Origin of the sequence: Bordetella genomosp. 5 (assembly GCF_002261475.1) — a bacterium.
Taxonomy (GTDB): Bacteria; Pseudomonadota; Gammaproteobacteria; order Burkholderiales; family Burkholderiaceae_B; genus Bordetella.
This window is the reverse complement of the sequence record NZ_NEVN01000004.1, coordinates 716,353-733,277: the sequence shown is the minus strand read 5'-3', so window position 1 is coordinate 733,277 and position 16,925 is coordinate 716,353. Positions and strand designations below refer to the sequence as shown.

Below are 16,925 nucleotides of genomic sequence, written 5' to 3'. Positions count from 1 at the left end.
GCCGATTTCATGTCCTTCGTGCCTGTTCCGCTGGTCCGTCCGTCTTCTTTCTCTCCCGCACGCCGGCGCGTGTTGCTCGGCGCCGCCGCGCTCGCCGCCGCCGGGATGCTGGCCGGGTGCAGCGAACGCTCGGCGGACTGGTCGCTCTACAACGTGCGCGGCCACCTGCCCGATCTCAAGTTTTCCTTGCAGGCGGCCAATGGCCAGACGGTGACGGCCGACGCGCTCGCCGGCAAGACCGTGCTGCTGTTCTTCGGCTATGCGAGCTGCCCCGACGTCTGTCCCACCACGATGGCGCAGCTCACGGCGGTGCTGGGCGAACTCGGCGACGCCGCACGCGATGTGCGCATCGTGTTCGTCAGCGTCGATCCCCATCGCGACACGCCCGAAATCCTGCAGGCCTATGTCAACGCCTTCAATCCCAACACGCTGGGCCTGACGGGCAATGAACGGCAGGTGGCCGATCTGGCGCGGCGCTATCGCGTCGCCTATCAGATCGAAAAGCCCAAGCCCGGCGACGACGCCGACACCTACGACGTCACGCACAGCCGCGGCGTATATATCTTCGACAACCGCGGCCGGGCACGGCTGCTCGCCTCCGACACGGACACCGTGGCGGCGATGGTCAAAGATTTGCGGCAATTGCTCGCGCAGACCGGTTGAGCCGCTGTCGCGGGCACGCTACGTGCGGAGGGAGCGCACCAGTTGTTACAACTGCCGCAACAAGGGGCTGAGTATCATGAGCTCACCCCTTCCCCACCGCACCAGGAGGTCGCATGAGCATCATCATCATGATCATCGTCGGGTTCATCGTGGGCTTGATCGCCCGCGCCATCATGCCGGGAGACCAGAGCATGGGCATCATCATGACCACGATCCTCGGGATCGTCGGTGCGGTGGTCGCCGGTTTCCTCGGTCAGTCGCTCGGCTGGTATCAGTCCGGCGAGCCGGCGGGCTGGATCGCCTCGGTCGTGGGCGCCATCATCGTGCTGTTCGTCGTGGGGCTCGTCACGCGCAAGCGCGCCTGACCCCGCCACGCTTCGGCACGAGAGCCCCGCGGTGTTCCGCGGGGCTTTTGCATTGGGCTGCGGGAATCGCCCGAATCGGGGCACGCAGGGTTGAGGGGCGACCAAGCGATGCCCATCCGGCGGGAGCCCTGCAAAGCGCAGGAACAGCGCTTGCGGATGAAGGCATGCGGCATCCGCACGCACCCCCCCATAGGAGATACGCCATGCATCTGAACCTCAATCGCAAACTGGCCATCGCCGCCCTCGCGGGCTTCGCCTTCACCGGCGCCGCCATGGCGCAAAGCGCCACCCCGGCCAGCCCGTCCAAGACGCCGAACGATTCGACCGCGGCACAGCCGAACCGTCCGCTGCCGGCCGGCCAGCAGGCTCCCGCCCCGGGCGAACCGTCCAAGACGACGACCACGCCCTCGCACAGCGGCACGATGTCGACCGACAAGGACAAGCGCATGGACCACAACAAGGGCATGGACGGCAAGAAGGGCATGGACGGCAAGACCATCCCCGCGCCCAATTCCAGCGCACCGCGTGACGTCAACCCGAACTCGCCGGGCACGAACTACCCGAACACCGGCGGCAAGTAATAGGTTCGGCTGATCCGGCCGCGCTCCTCGGGGCCGGGTCGGACGAGGGGCGTGTTCCATCGCGGAACACGCCCCTTTGTTCGTGCGCGAGGAATCACGCAACCGCGATCGCGGCCCTGCGACCCTCGCGTCTGCGGGATCCGCCCACGACGACTGGCGGAACTGGATACGGATCAGGCATATTTACCGGTCAGCCCGCCGTCCACCACGAGCTCGGTGCCGGTGATGTACGACGCGTCGTCGGAAGCCAGAAACGCCACGGCGTTGGCCACTTCCCATGGTGTGCCCATGCGGCCCATCGGCACCTGCCGATCCCGCGCGGCCTTGGCCGCCGCCAGATCATCGGGATCGAACATGCGCGCCACGTTCGCCGCCACGCGCGGCGTATCGATGAGGCCCGGAATTACCGTGTTCACCCGTATGCCGTCGGCCGCGTACTGCTGCGCCGCCATGCGCGCGAAGTGGATCACCGCCGCCTTGCTGACGCTATACGCCAGATGCGGATAGCCGGTGTAGCGGATGCCCGCGATCGACGAGACGGTAACAATGGCGCCGCCGCCCTGCGCACGCATGGGCGGCGCGATGAGCCGCGTGGCGATCAGCAGGCTGCTCACGTTCACGCGCTGAATCCGCTCCCAATCATCGAGCGAAATATCTTCCGGGCCACCGACCTTGCCGATGCCGGCGTTGGCCTGCCAGATGTCGATGCGCCCGTAATGCGCGAGCGCAGCCTGCACCGCCGCCTGCATGGCGTCGGGATCGGCCACGTCGGCGCGCACCGGCAACGCGCGGCCGCCCGCCGCTTCGACCTCGTGCGCCGCGTCTTCGGCGGCGGCCAGATCGGCGTCGAGCGCCACCACCGCTGCCCCATGGCGGGCGAGCGTGACGCAGCTCGCCTTGCCGATGCTCCATCCGGCCGCGGAAGCGCCGGCACCGGCCACCACCGCGATCTTGCCCGCGAGGCGGGGTTCCGTGGCGCCCGTCATGCCGCGTTCCCCAGACCGACCGTCATGCCGCCGCACACATACAGCACCTGTCCGGTGGTGAACCCGGCGCGGCTGTCGAGAAAGCCGGCCACGGCATGCGCCACTTCGGCGGGCGTGCCCATGCGGCGAACCGGAATGGTGTCGAGAATCTGGCGCGTCTGCGGCGCGTCGGGCGGATTCACGCGATCGAACAGCTCGGTGGCGATCGGGCCGGGGCCGATGGCGTTCACCGTGATGCCATGCGGCGCGGTTTCGAGGGCCCAGGTCCGCGTCAGGCCCAGCAGTCCGGCCTTGGTCGCGGCATAGGCACTGCGTCGCCCCTTGCCGAGCGCGGCACGGCTCGCGATGTTCACGACGCGGCCGAAGCGCGCCTCTCGCATGCCCGGCAGCAGCCCCTGCAACAGCAGCAGCGGCGCGGTGAGATTGAGCGCGCTGACCGCGGCGAGATCTTCGGGCGTGGTGTCTTCGAGCAGCGCGGGCTTCACGATGCCGGCGTTGTTGACCAGGCGCAGCACCCTGCCCCGGCCCGCCACCTCGCGCACCGCGTCGCGCAGCGCCTGGGCGTCGGTCAGGTCGACCGCGATATGCGTTTCGCCCGCGAGCGGCGCCTCGGGCGCGCGCAGATCCAGGTTGAAGACCGCATACCCGTCTTCGATCAGCCGCCCGGCGATCGCGCGGCCGATGCCCTGGCTTGCGCCGGTGACCAGCACATCGGACTTCATTCGCCCTCTCCCTGCGTCTGATGCGTGCGGCCCTTGCCCACATACGGGATCGCGTGGTCGATGGTCTCCCAGATGAAGCGCCCCGACGGATCGGTCTGCTCTTCGGCCACGTGCGACACCAGGCCGGCAGCGCGCGAAATCACCGCGAAGCCACGCATCAGCTCCGTGGGCACGCCGATCTCGCTCAGCAGGGCCGCCACCGCGCCGGTGGCGTTGATGGTGATGTGCTTGCCGTAGGTGCTGTCCACCGCCTCGGCGAGCAGGCGCAGCGCGCGCAGCGACTCGCCGCCCAGCTCCGGCTGTGCCTCGCCCAACGCGATCAGCTTGAGCGCGCGCGGATCGTCGGGCTTGTGCAGATGGTGGCCGAAGCCGGGCAAGGCGCGCCGGTTGGCGCGATGGTCCTGGGCAATGGCAAGGGCCTCGGCGCGCGGATCGCTGGCGTGGCGGATGCGGTCGAGCAGGCGCGAACAATTCTCCATGGTGCCGACAAACTGGCTGCCCACGGCCATCAGTCCCGATGCCACGGCACCCTGCAGGTTTTCCGGCGCGCTCATGTAGACGACCCGTGTCGCGATGGCGCTGGGCGTGAGGCCGTGCTCCATCAGCGTGACCAGCACCGCGTCCACGATGTGCACATCGACCGGACGCGCGTCGCGGCCAAGGATCTGCATGATCATCACTTCGGTGAAGCTCTTCTTGCCGATCAGGTCTTCGACCAGATCCACGTCGCGATACGACATGCCGGTCAGGTGGTGCGCGCACAGGCGCGTTTCAGGGGTCTTCATGATGTCTCCTCGCGGGCCGCGTCGCGCACGGCATTCTTGAGCACTTTGCCGACACTGGAACGCGGCAGGCTCTGATGGACATGGATGTGTTTGGGCGTGGCCACCGGCCCGAGCAGCGCGCGCACATGCGCCTTCAGCGCGTCGGCATCGGCCGACGCCTCGGGATGGAACTGCACGGCGGCATGCACCGCCTCGCCCCATTTGTCGTCGGGCAGGCCGAACACCGAGCATTCGTACACGGCGGGATGCGATGAGAGCGCGTTCTCGACATCGACCGGATACACGTTGAACCCGCCGGTGATGATCACATCGCGCAGCCGGTCTTTCAGAAACAGGTAGCCGCTCTCGTCGAGCAGGCCGGTATCGCCGGTGCGCAGCCAGCCGTCGACCAGGGTCTCGGCGGTCTTTTCGGGCAGGCGCCAATAGCCGGTCATGACCAGATCGCCACGCACCGCCACCTCACCGATCTCGCCGCGCGGCAGTTCGGTGCCGTCCGCGCCCAGGATGGCGACCTCCGACAGCCAGGTGAGACGCCCCACCGAACCGCGCCAGGCATCGCTCTCCAGCTCGGCGGGCCGCAGCGCCGTGACGATCTGCGGCGCCTCGGTCTGGCCGTAGGTCGTGCCGAGGACAGGCCCGAAGAAGGCGCGCGCCCGATCGATCTTCTCGACCGGCATGGGCGCCCCGCCGTAGATGAGATTGCGCAGGCGCGGAAAGTCCGCGCGCGTGACGCCCGGCTGCGCCATGATCATGTAGATCAGCGTGGGCGGCATGAAGCTCATCGTGCCGCCGCGTTCGCGAAAGGCCTCGGTCACCGCGGCCGGGCCCGCGCCATCGAGCAACAGAAGGCTGCCGCCCTGCGCGAGCACCGGCACCACGTAGGTGCCCGTGCCGTGCGTGATCGGCGCGGCCACCACATAGCGATCCTCCGGCGTGAGCGACCAGACGGCGATCTGATTCATGATGCCGGTGTTCCATGCGCGATAAGGCTGCATCACGCCCTTGGGCAGCCCGGTCGTGCCGCCCGTGAACTTGATCGCCTGAATCGCGTCGCGCGAGAGCGCGTGCCGCACCGGCGCCCGCCCGCTGAATCGCGCGAGCAGGTCGGACAAGGCCGAGACCGCGTCGGCCGCGCGGGCCGCCTCGTCCAGCGCCACACGGTGCACGCCCTGAGCAGACGGCAGCAAGGGATGGCCGAGCTCGTCGGCCACGACGATGCTCGGGGCGGTGGCCTCGATGATGCGGCCGAGTTCGGACACGGTGCTGCGGTAGTTCAGCGGCACCCAGATCTTGCCGCTCGCCAGCACGGCCAGAAAGGCCAGCACGTGCTCGGCGGTATTGCCCGCGCAGATGGCCACGCGGCTCTGCGGCTCGGGATCCAGCTCCTGCAAGGCCGCGGCCAGTGCCCGCACGTCGGCGGCCAGCTGCGCATAGCGGATCTGCCCCGCGGGACCATCGAGCGCCACCCGCTCGGGATGACGCTCGGCGGCCCGGAAAAAAAAGTCGATCGGGTACACCCTGGAACTCCTTGGACTAGTTTGCCTTGAGGCTGGCGCTCTTGACGACCGCGCCCCACTTATCGATCTCGCTCGCGATCTTGGTGGTGAAGGTGGCGGGCGTATTGGGCTGGGCCGGCAGGTAGAAGCCGCCCTGCTTGTACGAGGCCTGCAGCGCGGGGCTGGCCAGCGCATCGTTCAGGGCTTTGTTGAGGCGGTCGATGACCGGCTGCGGCGTGCCTTTGGGCGCGACCAGGCCGAACCACGACTCGACGTCGAAGCCGTCCAGGCCCGATTCGGCCAGCGTGGGCACGTCGGGCGTGGCCGGCAGGCGCTTGGGCGAGGTGACGCCGATGGGGCGCAGCTTGCCCGCCTGCACGTGCGGCAGCGAAGACGGCAGGTTGTCGAACATCGAATCGACCTGCCCGCCCAGCAGATCCGCCACGGCCGGCCCGCTGCCCCGATACGGCACGTGCAGGATGTCGGTGCCCGTGCGCATCTTGAACAGCTCGCAGGACAGATGGATCGACGAGCCGCTGCCCGACGAGGCGCAGGTGAGCTTGCCCGGGTTCGCCTTGGCATAGGCGATGTATTCCTGCACCGTCTTGACGGGCACCTTGGGATTCACGACCAGGATGTTCGGAATCGTGGCGATCATGCCGACCGGCGCGAAATCCTTGACGAAGTCGTAGTTCAGCTGGCTGTAGAGCGTGCGGTTGATCGTGTTGGCGATCGAGCCGACATAGAGCGTGTAGCCATCGGGCGCCGCCCGCGCCACGACCTCCGCGCCGATGTTGCTGTTGGCCCCGGTCTTGTTTTCCACCACGAAGGTCTGGCCCAGCGATTCGGACAGCGATTTGGCCATCAGCCGGGCCACGATGTCGGTGGCGCCGCCCGCGGCGTATCCCACCACCAGGGTCACCGGACGTTCGGGATAGGGTTTTGCGGCGGTGGCGGGCGCCCCGGCGAGCAAGGCGGCACTGAGCGCCGCCGCGGCGGATGCGATCCGCCCGGTCCATGCTTTCATTGTCTGTCTCCGTATTATTTGTCTAATATTTGGACAGCTCTTTGTCTGCCCGGTCCCATATTGGGCTGCCATGGCAAGACCGACAATCACGCTTGTCCAAAAAATGAACAACCCTGATTCCGACGCCTCCGGCCCGCGCATCCTGCGCCGAGGCCTGCGCATCCTGGGCGTGCTGCGCCAGGCGGGCGCCACGGGCCTGCATGTGGTCGACATCGCCCGCGAGGCCGGCATGCAGCGCTCGACGGTCTATCGGTATCTGGACGTGCTGGCCGACGAGGGCTATGCGGTGCGCGACGAAGGCGCGCCGCGCTGGCGCGTCGCCGAGGATGGCGCCGCGCCGGCGGCCGATCCTCATGCCGATGCGGTGCGGCAGTTGCGGCCGGTCCTGCGCGACATCAGCGACGTGACGGGCGACTCCGCCTTCCTGATCTGCCGCGCGGCCAACGACTCGCTGTGCCTGCATCGCGAGGTGGGCAACTATCCGGTGCAGGTGCTGGCGGTCACCATCGGCCATCGGCAGCCGCTGGGCGTGGGCGCGGCCGGGCTCGCCCTGCTGGCCGCGCTACCCGGAGACGAATGCGAGCAGATCGTGACGCAGAACGAGCGGGCGCTGCGGGCCTACGGCGGGATGACCGCCGAACAGATGCGGCGGCTGGTGCAGAACACCCGTCATCGCGGCTGGGCCGTGGTGGGCAACGCGGCCGTGCCGGGCGTGCTCGGCGTGGGTGTGCCGGTGCTGGATGCCGCCGGCTATCCGCGGCTGGCGGTCAGCGTCTCCAGCCTCATCGGGCGCATGCAGGCGCAGCGCCAGCGCACCGTCGCCGAGCTGATCCGCTCGCGGCTGGCGCGAGCGCAGACCGCGCGCTAGCGGCTCACGGCTCCGCCCGCCACGGTCTGCTCGGTCCAGCCGCCCCCGAGCGCCTTGTACAGATTGACCAGATTGGTCAGGCGCGCGAGACGCGTTTCGACCAGGGCCTGCTGCGAGGCGTACAGCGAGCGCTGCGAGTCGAGCACGCTCAGGTAGTTGTCGATGCCTTCACGAAAGCGTTGATCCGACACGGTGTAGGCGCGCTGGTTGGCATCCACCAGCAGGCGCTGCGCACGGATCTGCTCTTCGAGCGTGGCGCGGCCGGCCAGACCGTCGGCAACCTCGCGAAAGCCCGCCTGGATGGCTCGCTCGTACTGCGCGACCTCGATGCGCTGGCGCAGCTTGGACACGTCGAGCGCCGCCACCAGCGAGCCGCCCGCGAACAGCGGCACCGAGATCTGGGGCATGAAGCTCCAGGCGCCACTGCCGGCGTCGAACAGGCCGCCCAGGCTGTTGCTGGCCGTGCCGGCCGAACCGGTGAGCGTGATGGTCGGGAAGAAGGCCGCGCGCGCCGCGCCGATGTTGGCGTTCGCGCCGCGCAGCGTATGCTCGGCCGCGCGGATATCGGGACGACGTTCGATCAGGTCCGAGGGCAGGCCCGCGGGCAGATCGGCGATCAGCACCCGGTCGGGCAGCTGGGTCGCGCCATCGAGCTCGGCCTGCAACGGCGCGGGCAAGGATTGGCCCACCAGCAGCACGAGCGCGTTCTTGTCCTGGGCGGCCTGGCGTGTGTACTGCGACAGGTTGCGCTCGGCCGTGCGCAGCGACACCTCGGCCTGGCTGAGATCGAGCTCGGTGGCGACGCCCAGATCGTAGCTCTGCTTGGTCAGATCGAACGAATTCTGCTGGGCCACGAGCGTGTCGCGCGTGAGCTTGAGCAGCTCCTGGTCGGCGCGCAGCGTGAAATAGGCGATGGCCGTTTCCGCGACCAGCGACAACTGCGCCGCGTTGCGGGTTTCTTCCTGCGCGAAGTAGGTCTCGAGGGCTTGCTCCGACAGGCTGCGGATGCGGCCGAACAGATCGAGCTCCCACGAGGTGGTGGATGCGCCCACCTCGTAGCGACGCGAGATCGCGGACTCGCCCGTCGTCGTGAGCGAACCGGGCGTGCGCTGGACCGTGCCGGTGCCGCCCACGCCCACGCCGGGCAGCAGGTCGGCGCGCTGGATGCGGTACTGCGCGCGCGCCACTTCGACGTTGAGCGCGGCCACGCGCAGATCGCGGTTGTTGGCCAGGCTCAGCGTGATGAGCTGCTGCAACAGCGGATCGTTGAAGAAGTCGCGCCAGCCCAGATCGGCGGCCGACATGGCGTTGGGATCACCGGGCTGGCCGTAGGCCGGGCCGGTGGGATAGGCGGCGTCGATGGGCGCGGCCGGGCGCTCGTAGGTCGGTGCCAGCGAGCAGCCGGCCAGCGCGCCAGCCAGCGAAAGCGACAGCAGAGTTCTCATGAGTGTCATTGCGGCTTGCCTCCGTGCGAGGCATCCGATTCGGCCGCCAGCGCGGCGTCGTGGGCTTCTTCTTCGGCGCGCAGCTCGCTCTGGCGGCGCACCTTGAAGAGGCGCAGGACGATCACGAAGAAGGCCGGAACAAAGAAGATGGCGAGGAAGGTGCCCGACAGCATGCCGCCGATCACGCCCGTGCCGATGGCATGGCGGCCGCCCGAGCCCGCGCCCGTGGAGATCGCCAGCGGAACCACGCCCAGGATGAAGGCGAGCGAGGTCATCAGGATCGGCCGCAGGCGCTGGCGCGCGGCGTGCACCGCGGACTCCACCAGGCTGGCGCCGGACTCATAGTGCTCTTTGGCGAACTCGACGATCAGGATGGCGTTTTTGGCCGCCAGCCCGATCGTGGTGAGCAAGCCCACCTGGAAGAACACGTCGTTGGACAAGCCCCGGCCCAGCGTGGCGGCGAGCGCCCCCAGCACCCCGAGCGGCACGACCAGCATCACCGAGGTCGGGATGCTCCAGCTTTCGTACAGCGCGGCCAGGCACAGGAACACCACGATCAGCGAGATCGCGTAGAGCGCCGGCGCCTGAGCGCCCGACAGCCGCTCCTCGAACGACAGGCCGGTCCAGTCATAGCCGATACCGGCAGGCAGGGTACTGGCGATGCGCTCCATCTCGGCCATGGCGTCGCCCGAGCTGTAGCCGGGTGCGGCCTGGCCTTGAATGTTGAACGACGGCACACCGTTATAGCGGTTGAGCTTCTGCGGGCCGTAGGTCCATTCGGCCGACGAGAAGGCCGAGAACGGCACCATGTCGCCCGAGCTGTTGCGCACGTACCATTTGTCGAGGTCTTCGGGCAGCATGCGCGCCGAGGCCTCGCCCTGCACGAACACCTTCTTCACGCGGCCGCGGTCGATGAAGTCGTTCACGTACGACGAGCCCCACGCCGTGGCGAGCGTGCTGTTGATGTCGGCGATCGACACGCCCAGCGCACGCGCCTTTTCGCGGTCGATATCGAGCTCGTACTGCGGAGCGTCTTCGATGCCGTTGGGGCGCACGGCGGCCAGGATCGGGCTCTGGCGCGCCTCGCCGAGCAGCTGATTGCGCGCGGCCAGCAGCTGGTCATGGCCCAGACCGGCGCGGTCCACCAGCTGGAAGTCGAAGCCCGAGGCGTTACCCAGCTCCATCACGGACGGCGGCGCGAACACGGCCACCTGCGCATCGCGGATGTTTTTCGCGAAGAAGGCATTGGCGCGCTGCGCCACGGCGCCGGCCCGCAGGTCGTCGCCACCGCGATCACCCCAGTCGCGCAGTTTCACGAACAGGATGGCGGCATTCTGGCCCCGGCCACCGAAGGAGAAGCCCGACACGGCGAACACCGAGGTGACCGCGTCCTTCTCGTCTTCGAGCAGGTACTTGACCGCCTTGTCGATGCTTTCGCGGGTGCGCTCGGCGGTCGCGCCGGCCGGTGCCTGGACCTGGGCGAACAGGATGCCCTGGTCTTCTTCGGGCAGGAACGCGGTCGGGATGCGCGTGAACATCCAGACCATGGCGACCAGCAACGCGAGATAGATCACCAGCAGACGCTTGGTGCGGTTCATGCTGCGCGACACGGTGTTCGCATAGCGCTCGCTCGAGCGGTCGAACATGCGGTTGAACCAGCCGAAGAAGCCCTTCTTGGTGCCGTGATGGCCCTTCGGAATCGGCTTGAGCAGCGTGGCGCACAGGGCCGGCGTGAACACGATGGCCACGACCACGGACAGCACCATGGACGAGACGATGGTGATCGAGAACTGGCGATAGATCACGCCCGTGGAGCCGCCGAAGAAGGCCATGGGCACGAACACCGCCGACAGCACCATCGCGATACCGACCAGTGCGCCGGTGATCTGCCCCATGGATTTGCGGGTCGCCGCCTTGGGACTGAGCCCCTCCTCGGCCATCACCCGCTCGACGTTCTCGACCACCACGATGGCATCGTCCACCAGCAGGCCGATGGCCAGCACCATGCCGAACATGGTCAGGGTGTTGATCGAGTAGCCGAACGCGGCGAGCACGCCGAAGGTGCCGAGCAGCACCACCGGCACCGCCAGGGTGGGAATCAGCGTGGCCCGGAAGTTCTGCAGAAACAGATACATCACCAGGAACACGAGCAGCACCGCCTCGAACAGCGTGTGCACCACGCTCTCGATCGACAGGCTCACGAACGGCGTGGTGTCGTACGGATAGACGACCTCCATGCTGGGCGGGAAGAACGGCTTGAGGCTGTTGATCGTGTCGCGCACGGCCTGGGCGGTGTCGAGCGCGTTCGCGCCCGGCGCCAGCTTGATGGCCAGGCCGGCGGCCGGCTTGCCGTTGTAGTTACTGTCGATCGAGTAGGTCTGCGCGCCCAGTTCGATGCGCGCCACGTCGCGCAGGCGCACCTGCGAGCCGTTGGTGTCGACCTTGAGCAGGATCGCGCCGAAATCTTCCGGCGTCTGCAGGCGCGACGGGCCGATCACGGTGGCATTGAGCTGCTGGCCGCGCGCGGCCGGCAGGCCGCCCAGCTGACCGGCCGAGACCTGCACGTTCTGCTCGCGGATCGCGGCGGTGACATCCGCCGCGGTCAGGTTGAAATTGACGAGCTTGGACGGATCGAGCCAGATCCGCATGGCGTACGAGGCGCCGAAGAGCTGGAAGTCACCGACGCCCTTGGTGCGGCTGATCGGATCCTGCACGTACGAGGCCACGTAGTCGGCCAGGTCGGCGCGATCCAGCGAACCATCGGCGGAGACGAAGCCCGCCACGATCAGGAAGTTGCGCGTCGCCTTGGTGACCCGGATCCCCTGCTGCTGCACCTCTTGCGGCAGCAGCGGCTGCGCCACCGACAGCTTGTTCTGCACCTGCACCTGCGCCGTATCCGGATTGGTGCCCTGCGCGAACGTGAGCGTGATGCTCATGCTGCCGTCGGAGTTGCTCTCGGACGAGATGTATTGCAGGTTGTCGATGCCGTTCATCTGCTGCTCGATCACCTGCACCACCGTGTCCTGCACCGTCTGCGCGGAGGCGCCCGGGTAGGTCACGTTGATGGCGATCGAGGGCGGCGCGATGTTCGGATACTGCGCGACCGGCAAGCTCAGGATGGACAGCGCACCGGCCAGCATCAGCACGATGGCGATCACCCAGGCAAATACCGGCCTGTCGATAAAAAACTTTGCCATGCCTGGGTTTCCTTACTTTGCAGCCGTGTTTGCCGCTGCGTTTGCGCCGCCGGCGGCTTTGTCGGCGGCGGGCGCCGAGGCATCGGCCGGCGTGGCGTCCGCCGGCTTGGCTTCCGTCGCCGTCACTTCGACGCCGGGACGTGCGGACTGCAGACCTTCGACGATCACGCGGTCGCCCGCCTTCAGGCCATCGGTCACGAGCCATTGATCGCCGATGGCGCGGTCGGCGCTGATCTGACGCAGCTCGACCTTGTTTTCGGCATTGACCACCAGCGCCGTCGGCAGACCGCGCTGGCTGCGCGTCACGCCGCGCTGCGGCACGAGCAGGCCTTCGGCGGCCACGCCCTGCGCGAGCCGGGCGCGCACGAACATGCCCGGCAACAGCTGGCGATCGGGATTCGGGAACTCGGCGCGCAGGGTCACCGAGCCGGTGCCCGGGTCGACCGTGACTTCCGAGAACTGCAGCTTGCCTTCCTGCGCGTACTTCGTGCCGTCTTCGAGCGTGAGCGTCACGCGCGCTTCCTGGCCGTTGCTGCCCTGCTGCAGCAAGCCGCTGGCCATCGCGCTCTTCAGGCGCAGCAGCTGCACGCTCGACTGCGTGACGTCGACGTAGATCGGGTCGATCTGCTGGACCTGGGCGATGGCGTTGGTCTGGTTGGCGGTGACCAGCGCGCCTTCGGTCACGGCCGAACGACCGATGATGCCGTCGATCGGCGACAGCACCTTGGTGTAGACGAGATTGATGCGGGCCGTCTCGAGCGCCGCCTTGGCCGACAACACATCGGCATTGGCCTGGTCGCGGGTAGCCACGGCATCGTCGTAGGTCTGGCGGCTCACGGCACGGCTCTCGGTCAGCGGCTTGTAGCGCTGGACGAGCAGGTTGGCGGTGCGCAGCTGCGCCTGGACCCGGGCGAGCGCCGCCTGGCGGCTGTCGAACTCAGCCTGATAGAGCGAGGGATCGATCTGGTAGAGCTGCTGGCCCGCGCGCACCTCGCCGCCTTCGGTGAAAAGACGCTTCTGCACGATGCCGCTGACCTGGGGCCGGACTTCGGCGTTGCGATAGGCGGAGGTCCGGCCGGGCAACTCGGTCGTCAGCGAAACGGGCTGCGTCTTGAGCGTGACGACGCTGACCTGCGGCTTGCCCGCCGCGGGCGGCGCTTCCTGCTTGCCGCAGGCGGCCAGAGCCAGTGCCAGGGCGGTTGCCGACAGCGCAAAGGCGCCGCGACGGACCAGATTCTTCTTTTTCATTCCGTGCATATCCCGAACAAAAATTTGTATTGCGCCGAAAGCGGGGGGAGTGGGTGGGTGGGTTGCCCCCACGCTGCGCCTTCGGCTTGCTGCCCCCCGAGGGGGCTCCCTGCCTTGGGGCGGCCCGGCGGCAGGGGTGCCCCCACGCTGCGCCTTCGGCTTGCCGCCCCCCGAGGGGGGCTCGCCCCGCGGGTGATGCCTCTTATTCCAACTTCTACGAGTGACAAGATGGGCATCTTTGCTGCATTGCAAAACGCCACATTGTCCGTTATCCCGCCCGAGAAACAAAGTGCGCCCAAGCGAAAACATCATTCCAAATATGGGACAATAATTCCGCCTGGACGCCCGTTGCTGCCATCCCCGCAGCCGTCCTTCCGCCCTTCCCGACTCCCGCCATGAACACACGTTTGCAGGGCATGGAGCTGTTCGTCGAGGTCGCCAAGACCCGCAACTTCAGCCGTGCCGCCGAGAACCTGGGCATTCCCAAATCCACGCTGTCACGCCAGGTGGCCGAGCTCGAGCGTTCGGTCGGCCTGCAGTTGCTCGCGCGCACCACCCGCAAGGTGGAGCTCACGGCGGCAGGCCAGCTCTACTTCGAACGCTGCGAGCGCATCGTCGCCGAGGCGCAGGTGGTGCACGAAGAGCTGCAGAACCTGGTCGAGACCCCGTCGGGGCCGCTGCGCGTGAACATGCCGGCCGACTTCGGCACCGACTTCATGGCCGAAGCGTTCGTCGCGTTTTCGCAGAAGTACCCGGACGTGACGTTCTATCTGGACCAGGCCAGCCCGGAACACGCCAACCGCGTGTTCCAGACCTGCGACGTCTCGGTGGAGATCGGCGAACTGCCCGATTCGAACCAGATCGCGCGCCCGCTTGGCATGCTTCCGGCTTACCTGTACGCCTCGCCCGATTACCTGGCGCGCCATGGCGAACCGCGGCACCCCAGTGACCTGACCCGTCATGAGTGCCTGGAGTTCCGCGCCGGACGCGGCGGACGCGTGACGCGCTGGCCTTTGCACAATGGCGAACGCCACATCGAGATCACGCCCGGCCACCGCTATTCGGTGAACAGCATCTCGATGTTGCGCAGCCTGACCAACCTGGGCGCCGGCATCGCCATCCTGGCGCCCGTGCGTGCCGTGCAGGCGGATCTGGAGAGCAGCCAGCTCAAACGCATCCTGCCCGACTGGCACGCGGGGCCGTTTCCGGTCTATGCCGTCACGGACACCCGTCTGCTGCCGGCCAAGACGCGGATCTTCATCGAGTTTTTGATGGAACGCCTGCGGCTCGCGCCGCTGGGCCAGGATAGCGCCAGCCTGTTCCCGTAGCGGGAACGCTGAAACCGGCTGAAATGATTGTGTGAGCGCGCGCGACGGCGGAATGCGCCGCGCCGGACTCAGAAGCGCTCGTCTTCGCGCAGGTAGCGCCACTGCCCTTGCGGCAGATCGGCCAGATTGACGCGGCCGATGCGCACGCGCTTGAGCCCCACCACGCGCAGGCCGACCAGTTCGCACATGCGGCGGATCTGGCGCTTCTTGCCTTCGCGCAGTACGAAGCGCAACTGATCTTCGTTCTGCCACGACACCTGGGCCGGCCGCAGCGCCCGTCCGTCGAGCGACAGGCCGTGGTTGAGCAAGGCCAGGCCGCGCTCATTCAGGTTGCCCTGCACCCGCACCAGATACTCCTTGTCGACCTCGGATTCTTCGCCGATGAGCTGGCGCGCGACGCGGCCGTCCTGCGTGAGAACCAGCAGGCCCTGCGAATCGATGTCGAGCCGCCCCGCGACCGCCAGGCCGCGCAACTGGCTGCGGTCGAAGCGCAGCGGCGAGCGGTCGCCCGCCCAGTGGTTACGCGCCTCGACCAGCGCGACGGCCGGCGTGTAGCCGTCCTCGGCCTGACCCGACACATAGCCGATGGGCTTGTTGATCAGAATGGTGACGCGCGCGGTCTGCTGCGCGCGCGCGGCGCGTTCGAGCGTGATGACCTGATTGGGGAAGGCCTTGGCGCCGAGCTCGGACACCACCTCGCCATCGACCCGCACCCAGCCGCGTTCGATATAGCTGTCGGCCTCGCGGCGCGAACAGAGCCCCCGCTCGGACATGAGCTTGGAGATACGTACTTTTTCCATGGGCGCTATTGTAAGCGCGCCGGGCCGCCCGGGCCGGCCGCACCTCGCCGGCCGCACCTTGCCGGCCGCACCTTGCCGGCCGCACCTCGCCGGCCGCACCCGCCCCACCGCGGGAGACTTGGCATAATACGCAGCCATGACGCTTCCGCTGCACAACTCTCCTCCGCTGGCCGACGGCTGGCTCCGTCACTGCCCTCCCGTGTGCGGTGCGCTGATGCGCCACTGGCTGATGCGGCCGGGCGCGCTCACGGCCGGTCTGCGTCAGGTGGGCCAGGTCCGCCTGCGCGTGACGGGTGAATACGCGCAAGGCGCCCTGCCCGACGAGGCGCAAGCCATGCACATCGCCCCCGGCACGCCCGTGTGGGTGCGCGAGGTCCTGATGTCGGTCGATGGGGTGGACAGCGTGCCGGCGCGCAGCCTGGCGCCGCTCACCGCGTCGCATGGCGCCTGGCAGGGCATGCGGCGCCTGTCGACGCGGCCGCTGGCCGATATGCTCTATCACGATCGCACCGTCACGCGGTCGCCGTTCGCCGTGCGCCGGCTCGCCGCGCCCGTGCCTTTTTTCCAGAGCCTGCAGGGCCTGCTCGACGCGCAGCATGGTGAACACGCCGCGCGTCATCTCTGGGCGCGCCGCTCGGTATTCTGGCGCGCGGGCCAGCCGCTGTTGGTGGCGGAGTGTTTTTTGCCCGGCTTTTGGCCCGTGGCGGCGGCGAGCAATCCCTTCCCGCCGCTCAAGCGCCACGTCATCCGCCGCGGCTAGCCGCCAGCGCCGGCGGCAAACCTGCCTGGCCGACGCCGGTCGATCCGGCGCTCAGCGCCAGATCTCGGGCTCGATCGTGACCTGACCGAGCGCGCCCGACATGTACAGCACGCCGTCGGAGATATTGGCGTGCAGCTGCATCGAGCGTTCGGTGAGCGCCGCCAGCGCGTTGGTCTGGCCCGAGGGCAGATTGATCACCCGCAGATTGCGCGCGCGGTCGACCTTGTTGCGGATGCCATCCCACCAGATCTGCGAGGCATGGCCGCCGTAGCAATAGATCACCACCGAGTCGGCGCGGCCACAGGCGCGCAGCACACGGCGCTCTTCGGGCTGGCCGACCTCGATCCACTGCTCGATCGCGCCGGTCAGGTCCTTGCGCCAGAGATCGGGCTCGTCGGTGTCGCTCAGGCCCTTGGTGAAGGCCAGCTCGTCGTGCGCGTTCAGGGCAAAGGCCGCCACCCGCACCATCATGCGCTCGTCCGTCTCCGAAGGATGCCGGGCGATCGTGAGCTGATGGCTGCCGTAGTAATTGCGATCGGTATCGGCGACGTGCAGGTCGGCCTTGTAGATGGTGGCGCGCAGGGCCATGGGATAGAACTTCCGCGAAAGACGAAACAGGGCGGCAGTGTAACGCGAGCCGCCGCGTTACACTGC

Annotated in this window: 16 protein-coding genes; 6 read left to right on the top strand and 10 right to left on the bottom strand. The window is 68.1% G+C overall.

The window, feature by feature from the left end:
• Positions 1–105: 105 nt before the first annotated feature.
• The 3 genes from CEK29_RS09835 (at position 106) to CEK29_RS23860 (ending at position 1,609) form a co-directional block, all read left to right on the top strand.
• On the top strand, positions 106–663 hold the full coding sequence (locus tag CEK29_RS09835; protein WP_094799493.1) for an SCO family protein: 558 nt from the start codon (positions 106–108) through the stop codon (positions 661–663).
• A gap of 113 nt (positions 664–776) precedes the next feature.
• Complete coding sequence (locus CEK29_RS09830) at positions 777–1,028, top strand: GlsB/YeaQ/YmgE family stress response membrane protein (RefSeq protein WP_094799393.1); 252 nt, start codon at positions 777–779, stop codon at positions 1,026–1,028.
• A 203-nt stretch (positions 1,029–1,231) separates the two neighbouring features.
• Positions 1,232–1,609, top strand: coding sequence for a hypothetical protein (locus CEK29_RS23860; RefSeq protein ID WP_176456871.1), 378 nt, complete (start codon positions 1,232–1,234; stop codon positions 1,607–1,609).
• A gap of 173 nt (positions 1,610–1,782) precedes the next feature.
• On the opposite strand, the gene CEK29_RS09820 is transcribed toward CEK29_RS23860, so the two are convergent.
• Genes CEK29_RS09820 through CEK29_RS09800 form a run of 5 tightly spaced genes read right to left on the bottom strand, consistent with a single transcriptional unit; the run spans position 1,783 to position 6,625 of the window.
• Positions 1,783–2,595, bottom strand: a complete 813-nt coding sequence (locus CEK29_RS09820; RefSeq protein ID WP_094799392.1) for an SDR family NAD(P)-dependent oxidoreductase — start codon at positions 2,593–2,595, stop codon at positions 1,783–1,785.
• Positions 2,592–3,317, bottom strand: coding sequence for an SDR family oxidoreductase (locus CEK29_RS09815; protein WP_094857965.1), 726 nt, complete (start codon positions 3,315–3,317; stop codon positions 2,592–2,594). The genes CEK29_RS09820 and CEK29_RS09815 overlap by 4 nt, the downstream gene beginning before the upstream one ends.
• Complete coding sequence (locus tag CEK29_RS09810) at positions 3,314–4,102, bottom strand: citryl-CoA lyase (protein WP_094857964.1); 789 nt, start codon at positions 4,100–4,102, stop codon at positions 3,314–3,316. The genes CEK29_RS09815 and CEK29_RS09810 overlap by 4 nt, the downstream gene beginning before the upstream one ends.
• Complete coding sequence (locus CEK29_RS09805; protein ID WP_094857963.1) at positions 4,099–5,619, bottom strand: class I adenylate-forming enzyme family protein; 1,521 nt, start codon at positions 5,617–5,619, stop codon at positions 4,099–4,101. The genes CEK29_RS09810 and CEK29_RS09805 overlap by 4 nt, the downstream gene beginning before the upstream one ends.
• Positions 5,620–5,635: 16 nt before the next feature.
• Positions 5,636–6,625 carry a tripartite tricarboxylate transporter substrate binding protein gene (locus CEK29_RS09800; RefSeq protein ID WP_094857962.1) on the bottom strand — a complete coding sequence of 330 codons (990 nt, stop codon included), beginning with the start codon at positions 6,623–6,625 and terminating at the stop codon, positions 5,636–5,638.
• A gap of 103 nt (positions 6,626–6,728) precedes the next feature.
• Here CEK29_RS09800 and CEK29_RS09795 point away from each other — a divergent pair, with 103 nt between their 5' ends.
• Positions 6,729–7,493: an IclR family transcriptional regulator gene (locus CEK29_RS09795; RefSeq protein WP_094857961.1), complete on the top strand. Its 765-nt coding sequence runs from the start codon at positions 6,729–6,731 to the stop codon at positions 7,491–7,493.
• Here CEK29_RS09795 and adeC read toward each other — a convergent pair.
• Genes adeC through CEK29_RS09780 form a run of 3 tightly spaced genes read right to left on the bottom strand, consistent with a single transcriptional unit; the run spans position 7,490 to position 13,383 of the window.
• Positions 7,490–8,947 carry an AdeC/AdeK/OprM family multidrug efflux complex outer membrane factor gene (gene adeC, locus CEK29_RS09790; protein WP_094857960.1) on the bottom strand — a complete coding sequence of 486 codons (1,458 nt, stop codon included), beginning with the start codon at positions 8,945–8,947 and terminating at the stop codon, positions 7,490–7,492. The genes CEK29_RS09795 and adeC overlap by 4 nt on opposite strands.
• Positions 8,944–12,135 carry an efflux RND transporter permease subunit gene (locus CEK29_RS09785; protein ID WP_094799385.1) on the bottom strand — a complete coding sequence of 1,064 codons (3,192 nt, stop codon included), beginning with the start codon at positions 12,133–12,135 and terminating at the stop codon, positions 8,944–8,946. Before CEK29_RS09785 ends, adeC begins: the two co-directional genes overlap by 4 nt.
• 12 nt (positions 12,136–12,147) lie before the next feature.
• Positions 12,148–13,383 carry an efflux RND transporter periplasmic adaptor subunit gene (locus CEK29_RS09780; protein ID WP_094857959.1) on the bottom strand — a complete coding sequence of 412 codons (1,236 nt, stop codon included), beginning with the start codon at positions 13,381–13,383 and terminating at the stop codon, positions 12,148–12,150.
• 416 nt (positions 13,384–13,799) lie between these two features.
• Between CEK29_RS09780 and CEK29_RS09775 the strand changes: the two genes are divergently transcribed.
• Entirely contained in the window at positions 13,800–14,711 is a 912-nt protein-coding gene (locus CEK29_RS09775; RefSeq protein ID WP_094799492.1) for a LysR family transcriptional regulator, read from the top strand.
• A gap of 68 nt (positions 14,712–14,779) precedes the next feature.
• Here the strand turns inward: CEK29_RS09775 and CEK29_RS09770 are convergent, their stop codons facing one another.
• Entirely contained in the window at positions 14,780–15,511 is a 732-nt protein-coding gene (locus CEK29_RS09770; RefSeq protein WP_094857958.1) for a pseudouridine synthase, read from the bottom strand.
• Between the two features lie 136 nt (positions 15,512–15,647).
• Between CEK29_RS09770 and CEK29_RS09765 the strand changes: the two genes are divergently transcribed.
• Positions 15,648–16,271 carry a chorismate--pyruvate lyase family protein gene (locus CEK29_RS09765; RefSeq protein ID WP_094857957.1) on the top strand — a complete coding sequence of 208 codons (624 nt, stop codon included), beginning with the start codon at positions 15,648–15,650 and terminating at the stop codon, positions 16,269–16,271.
• A gap of 51 nt (positions 16,272–16,322) precedes the next feature.
• Here the strand turns inward: CEK29_RS09765 and CEK29_RS09760 are convergent, their stop codons facing one another.
• Positions 16,323–16,859: a YaeQ family protein gene (locus tag CEK29_RS09760; protein WP_094799381.1), complete on the bottom strand. Its 537-nt coding sequence runs from the start codon at positions 16,857–16,859 to the stop codon at positions 16,323–16,325.
• Positions 16,860–16,925 lie beyond the last annotated feature (66 nt).

What these genes read in the sequence shown, in the direction of transcription:
- CEK29_RS09770 (WP_094857958.1), bottom strand. Translation starts at nt 15,511, where the DNA reads ATGGAAAAAGTACGTATCTCCAAGCTCATGTCCGAGCGGGGGCTCTGT.
- CEK29_RS09780 (WP_094857959.1), bottom strand. Translation starts at nt 13,383, where the DNA reads ATGAAAAAGAAGAATCTGGTCCGTCGCGGCGCCTTTGCGCTGTCGGCA.
- CEK29_RS23860 (WP_176456871.1), top strand. Translation starts at nt 1,232, where the DNA reads ATGCATCTGAACCTCAATCGCAAACTGGCCATCGCCGCCCTCGCGGGC.
- CEK29_RS09830 (WP_094799393.1), top strand. Translation starts at nt 777, where the DNA reads ATGAGCATCATCATCATGATCATCGTCGGGTTCATCGTGGGCTTGATC.
- CEK29_RS09800 (WP_094857962.1), bottom strand. Translation starts at nt 6,625, where the DNA reads ATGAAAGCATGGACCGGGCGGATCGCATCCGCCGCGGCGGCGCTCAGT.
- adeC (WP_094857960.1), bottom strand. Translation starts at nt 8,947, where the DNA reads ATGACACTCATGAGAACTCTGCTGTCGCTTTCGCTGGCTGGCGCGCTG.
- CEK29_RS09810 (WP_094857964.1), bottom strand. Translation starts at nt 4,102, where the DNA reads ATGAAGACCCCTGAAACGCGCCTGTGCGCGCACCACCTGACCGGCATG.
- CEK29_RS09775 (WP_094799492.1), top strand. Translation starts at nt 13,800, where the DNA reads ATGGAGCTGTTCGTCGAGGTCGCCAAGACCCGCAACTTCAGCCGTGCC.
- CEK29_RS09760 (WP_094799381.1), bottom strand. Translation starts at nt 16,859, where the DNA reads ATGGCCCTGCGCGCCACCATCTACAAGGCCGACCTGCACGTCGCCGAT.
- CEK29_RS09795 (WP_094857961.1), top strand. Translation starts at nt 6,729, where the DNA reads ATGAACAACCCTGATTCCGACGCCTCCGGCCCGCGCATCCTGCGCCGA.
- CEK29_RS09835 (WP_094799493.1), top strand. Translation starts at nt 106, where the DNA reads ATGCTGGCCGGGTGCAGCGAACGCTCGGCGGACTGGTCGCTCTACAAC.
- CEK29_RS09765 (WP_094857957.1), top strand. Translation starts at nt 15,648, where the DNA reads ATGACGCTTCCGCTGCACAACTCTCCTCCGCTGGCCGACGGCTGGCTC.
- CEK29_RS09815 (WP_094857965.1), bottom strand. Translation starts at nt 3,317, where the DNA reads ATGAAGTCCGATGTGCTGGTCACCGGCGCAAGCCAGGGCATCGGCCGC.
- CEK29_RS09785 (WP_094799385.1), bottom strand. Translation starts at nt 12,135, where the DNA reads ATGGCAAAGTTTTTTATCGACAGGCCGGTATTTGCCTGGGTGATCGCC.
- CEK29_RS09820 (WP_094799392.1), bottom strand. Translation starts at nt 2,595, where the DNA reads ATGACGGGCGCCACGGAACCCCGCCTCGCGGGCAAGATCGCGGTGGTG.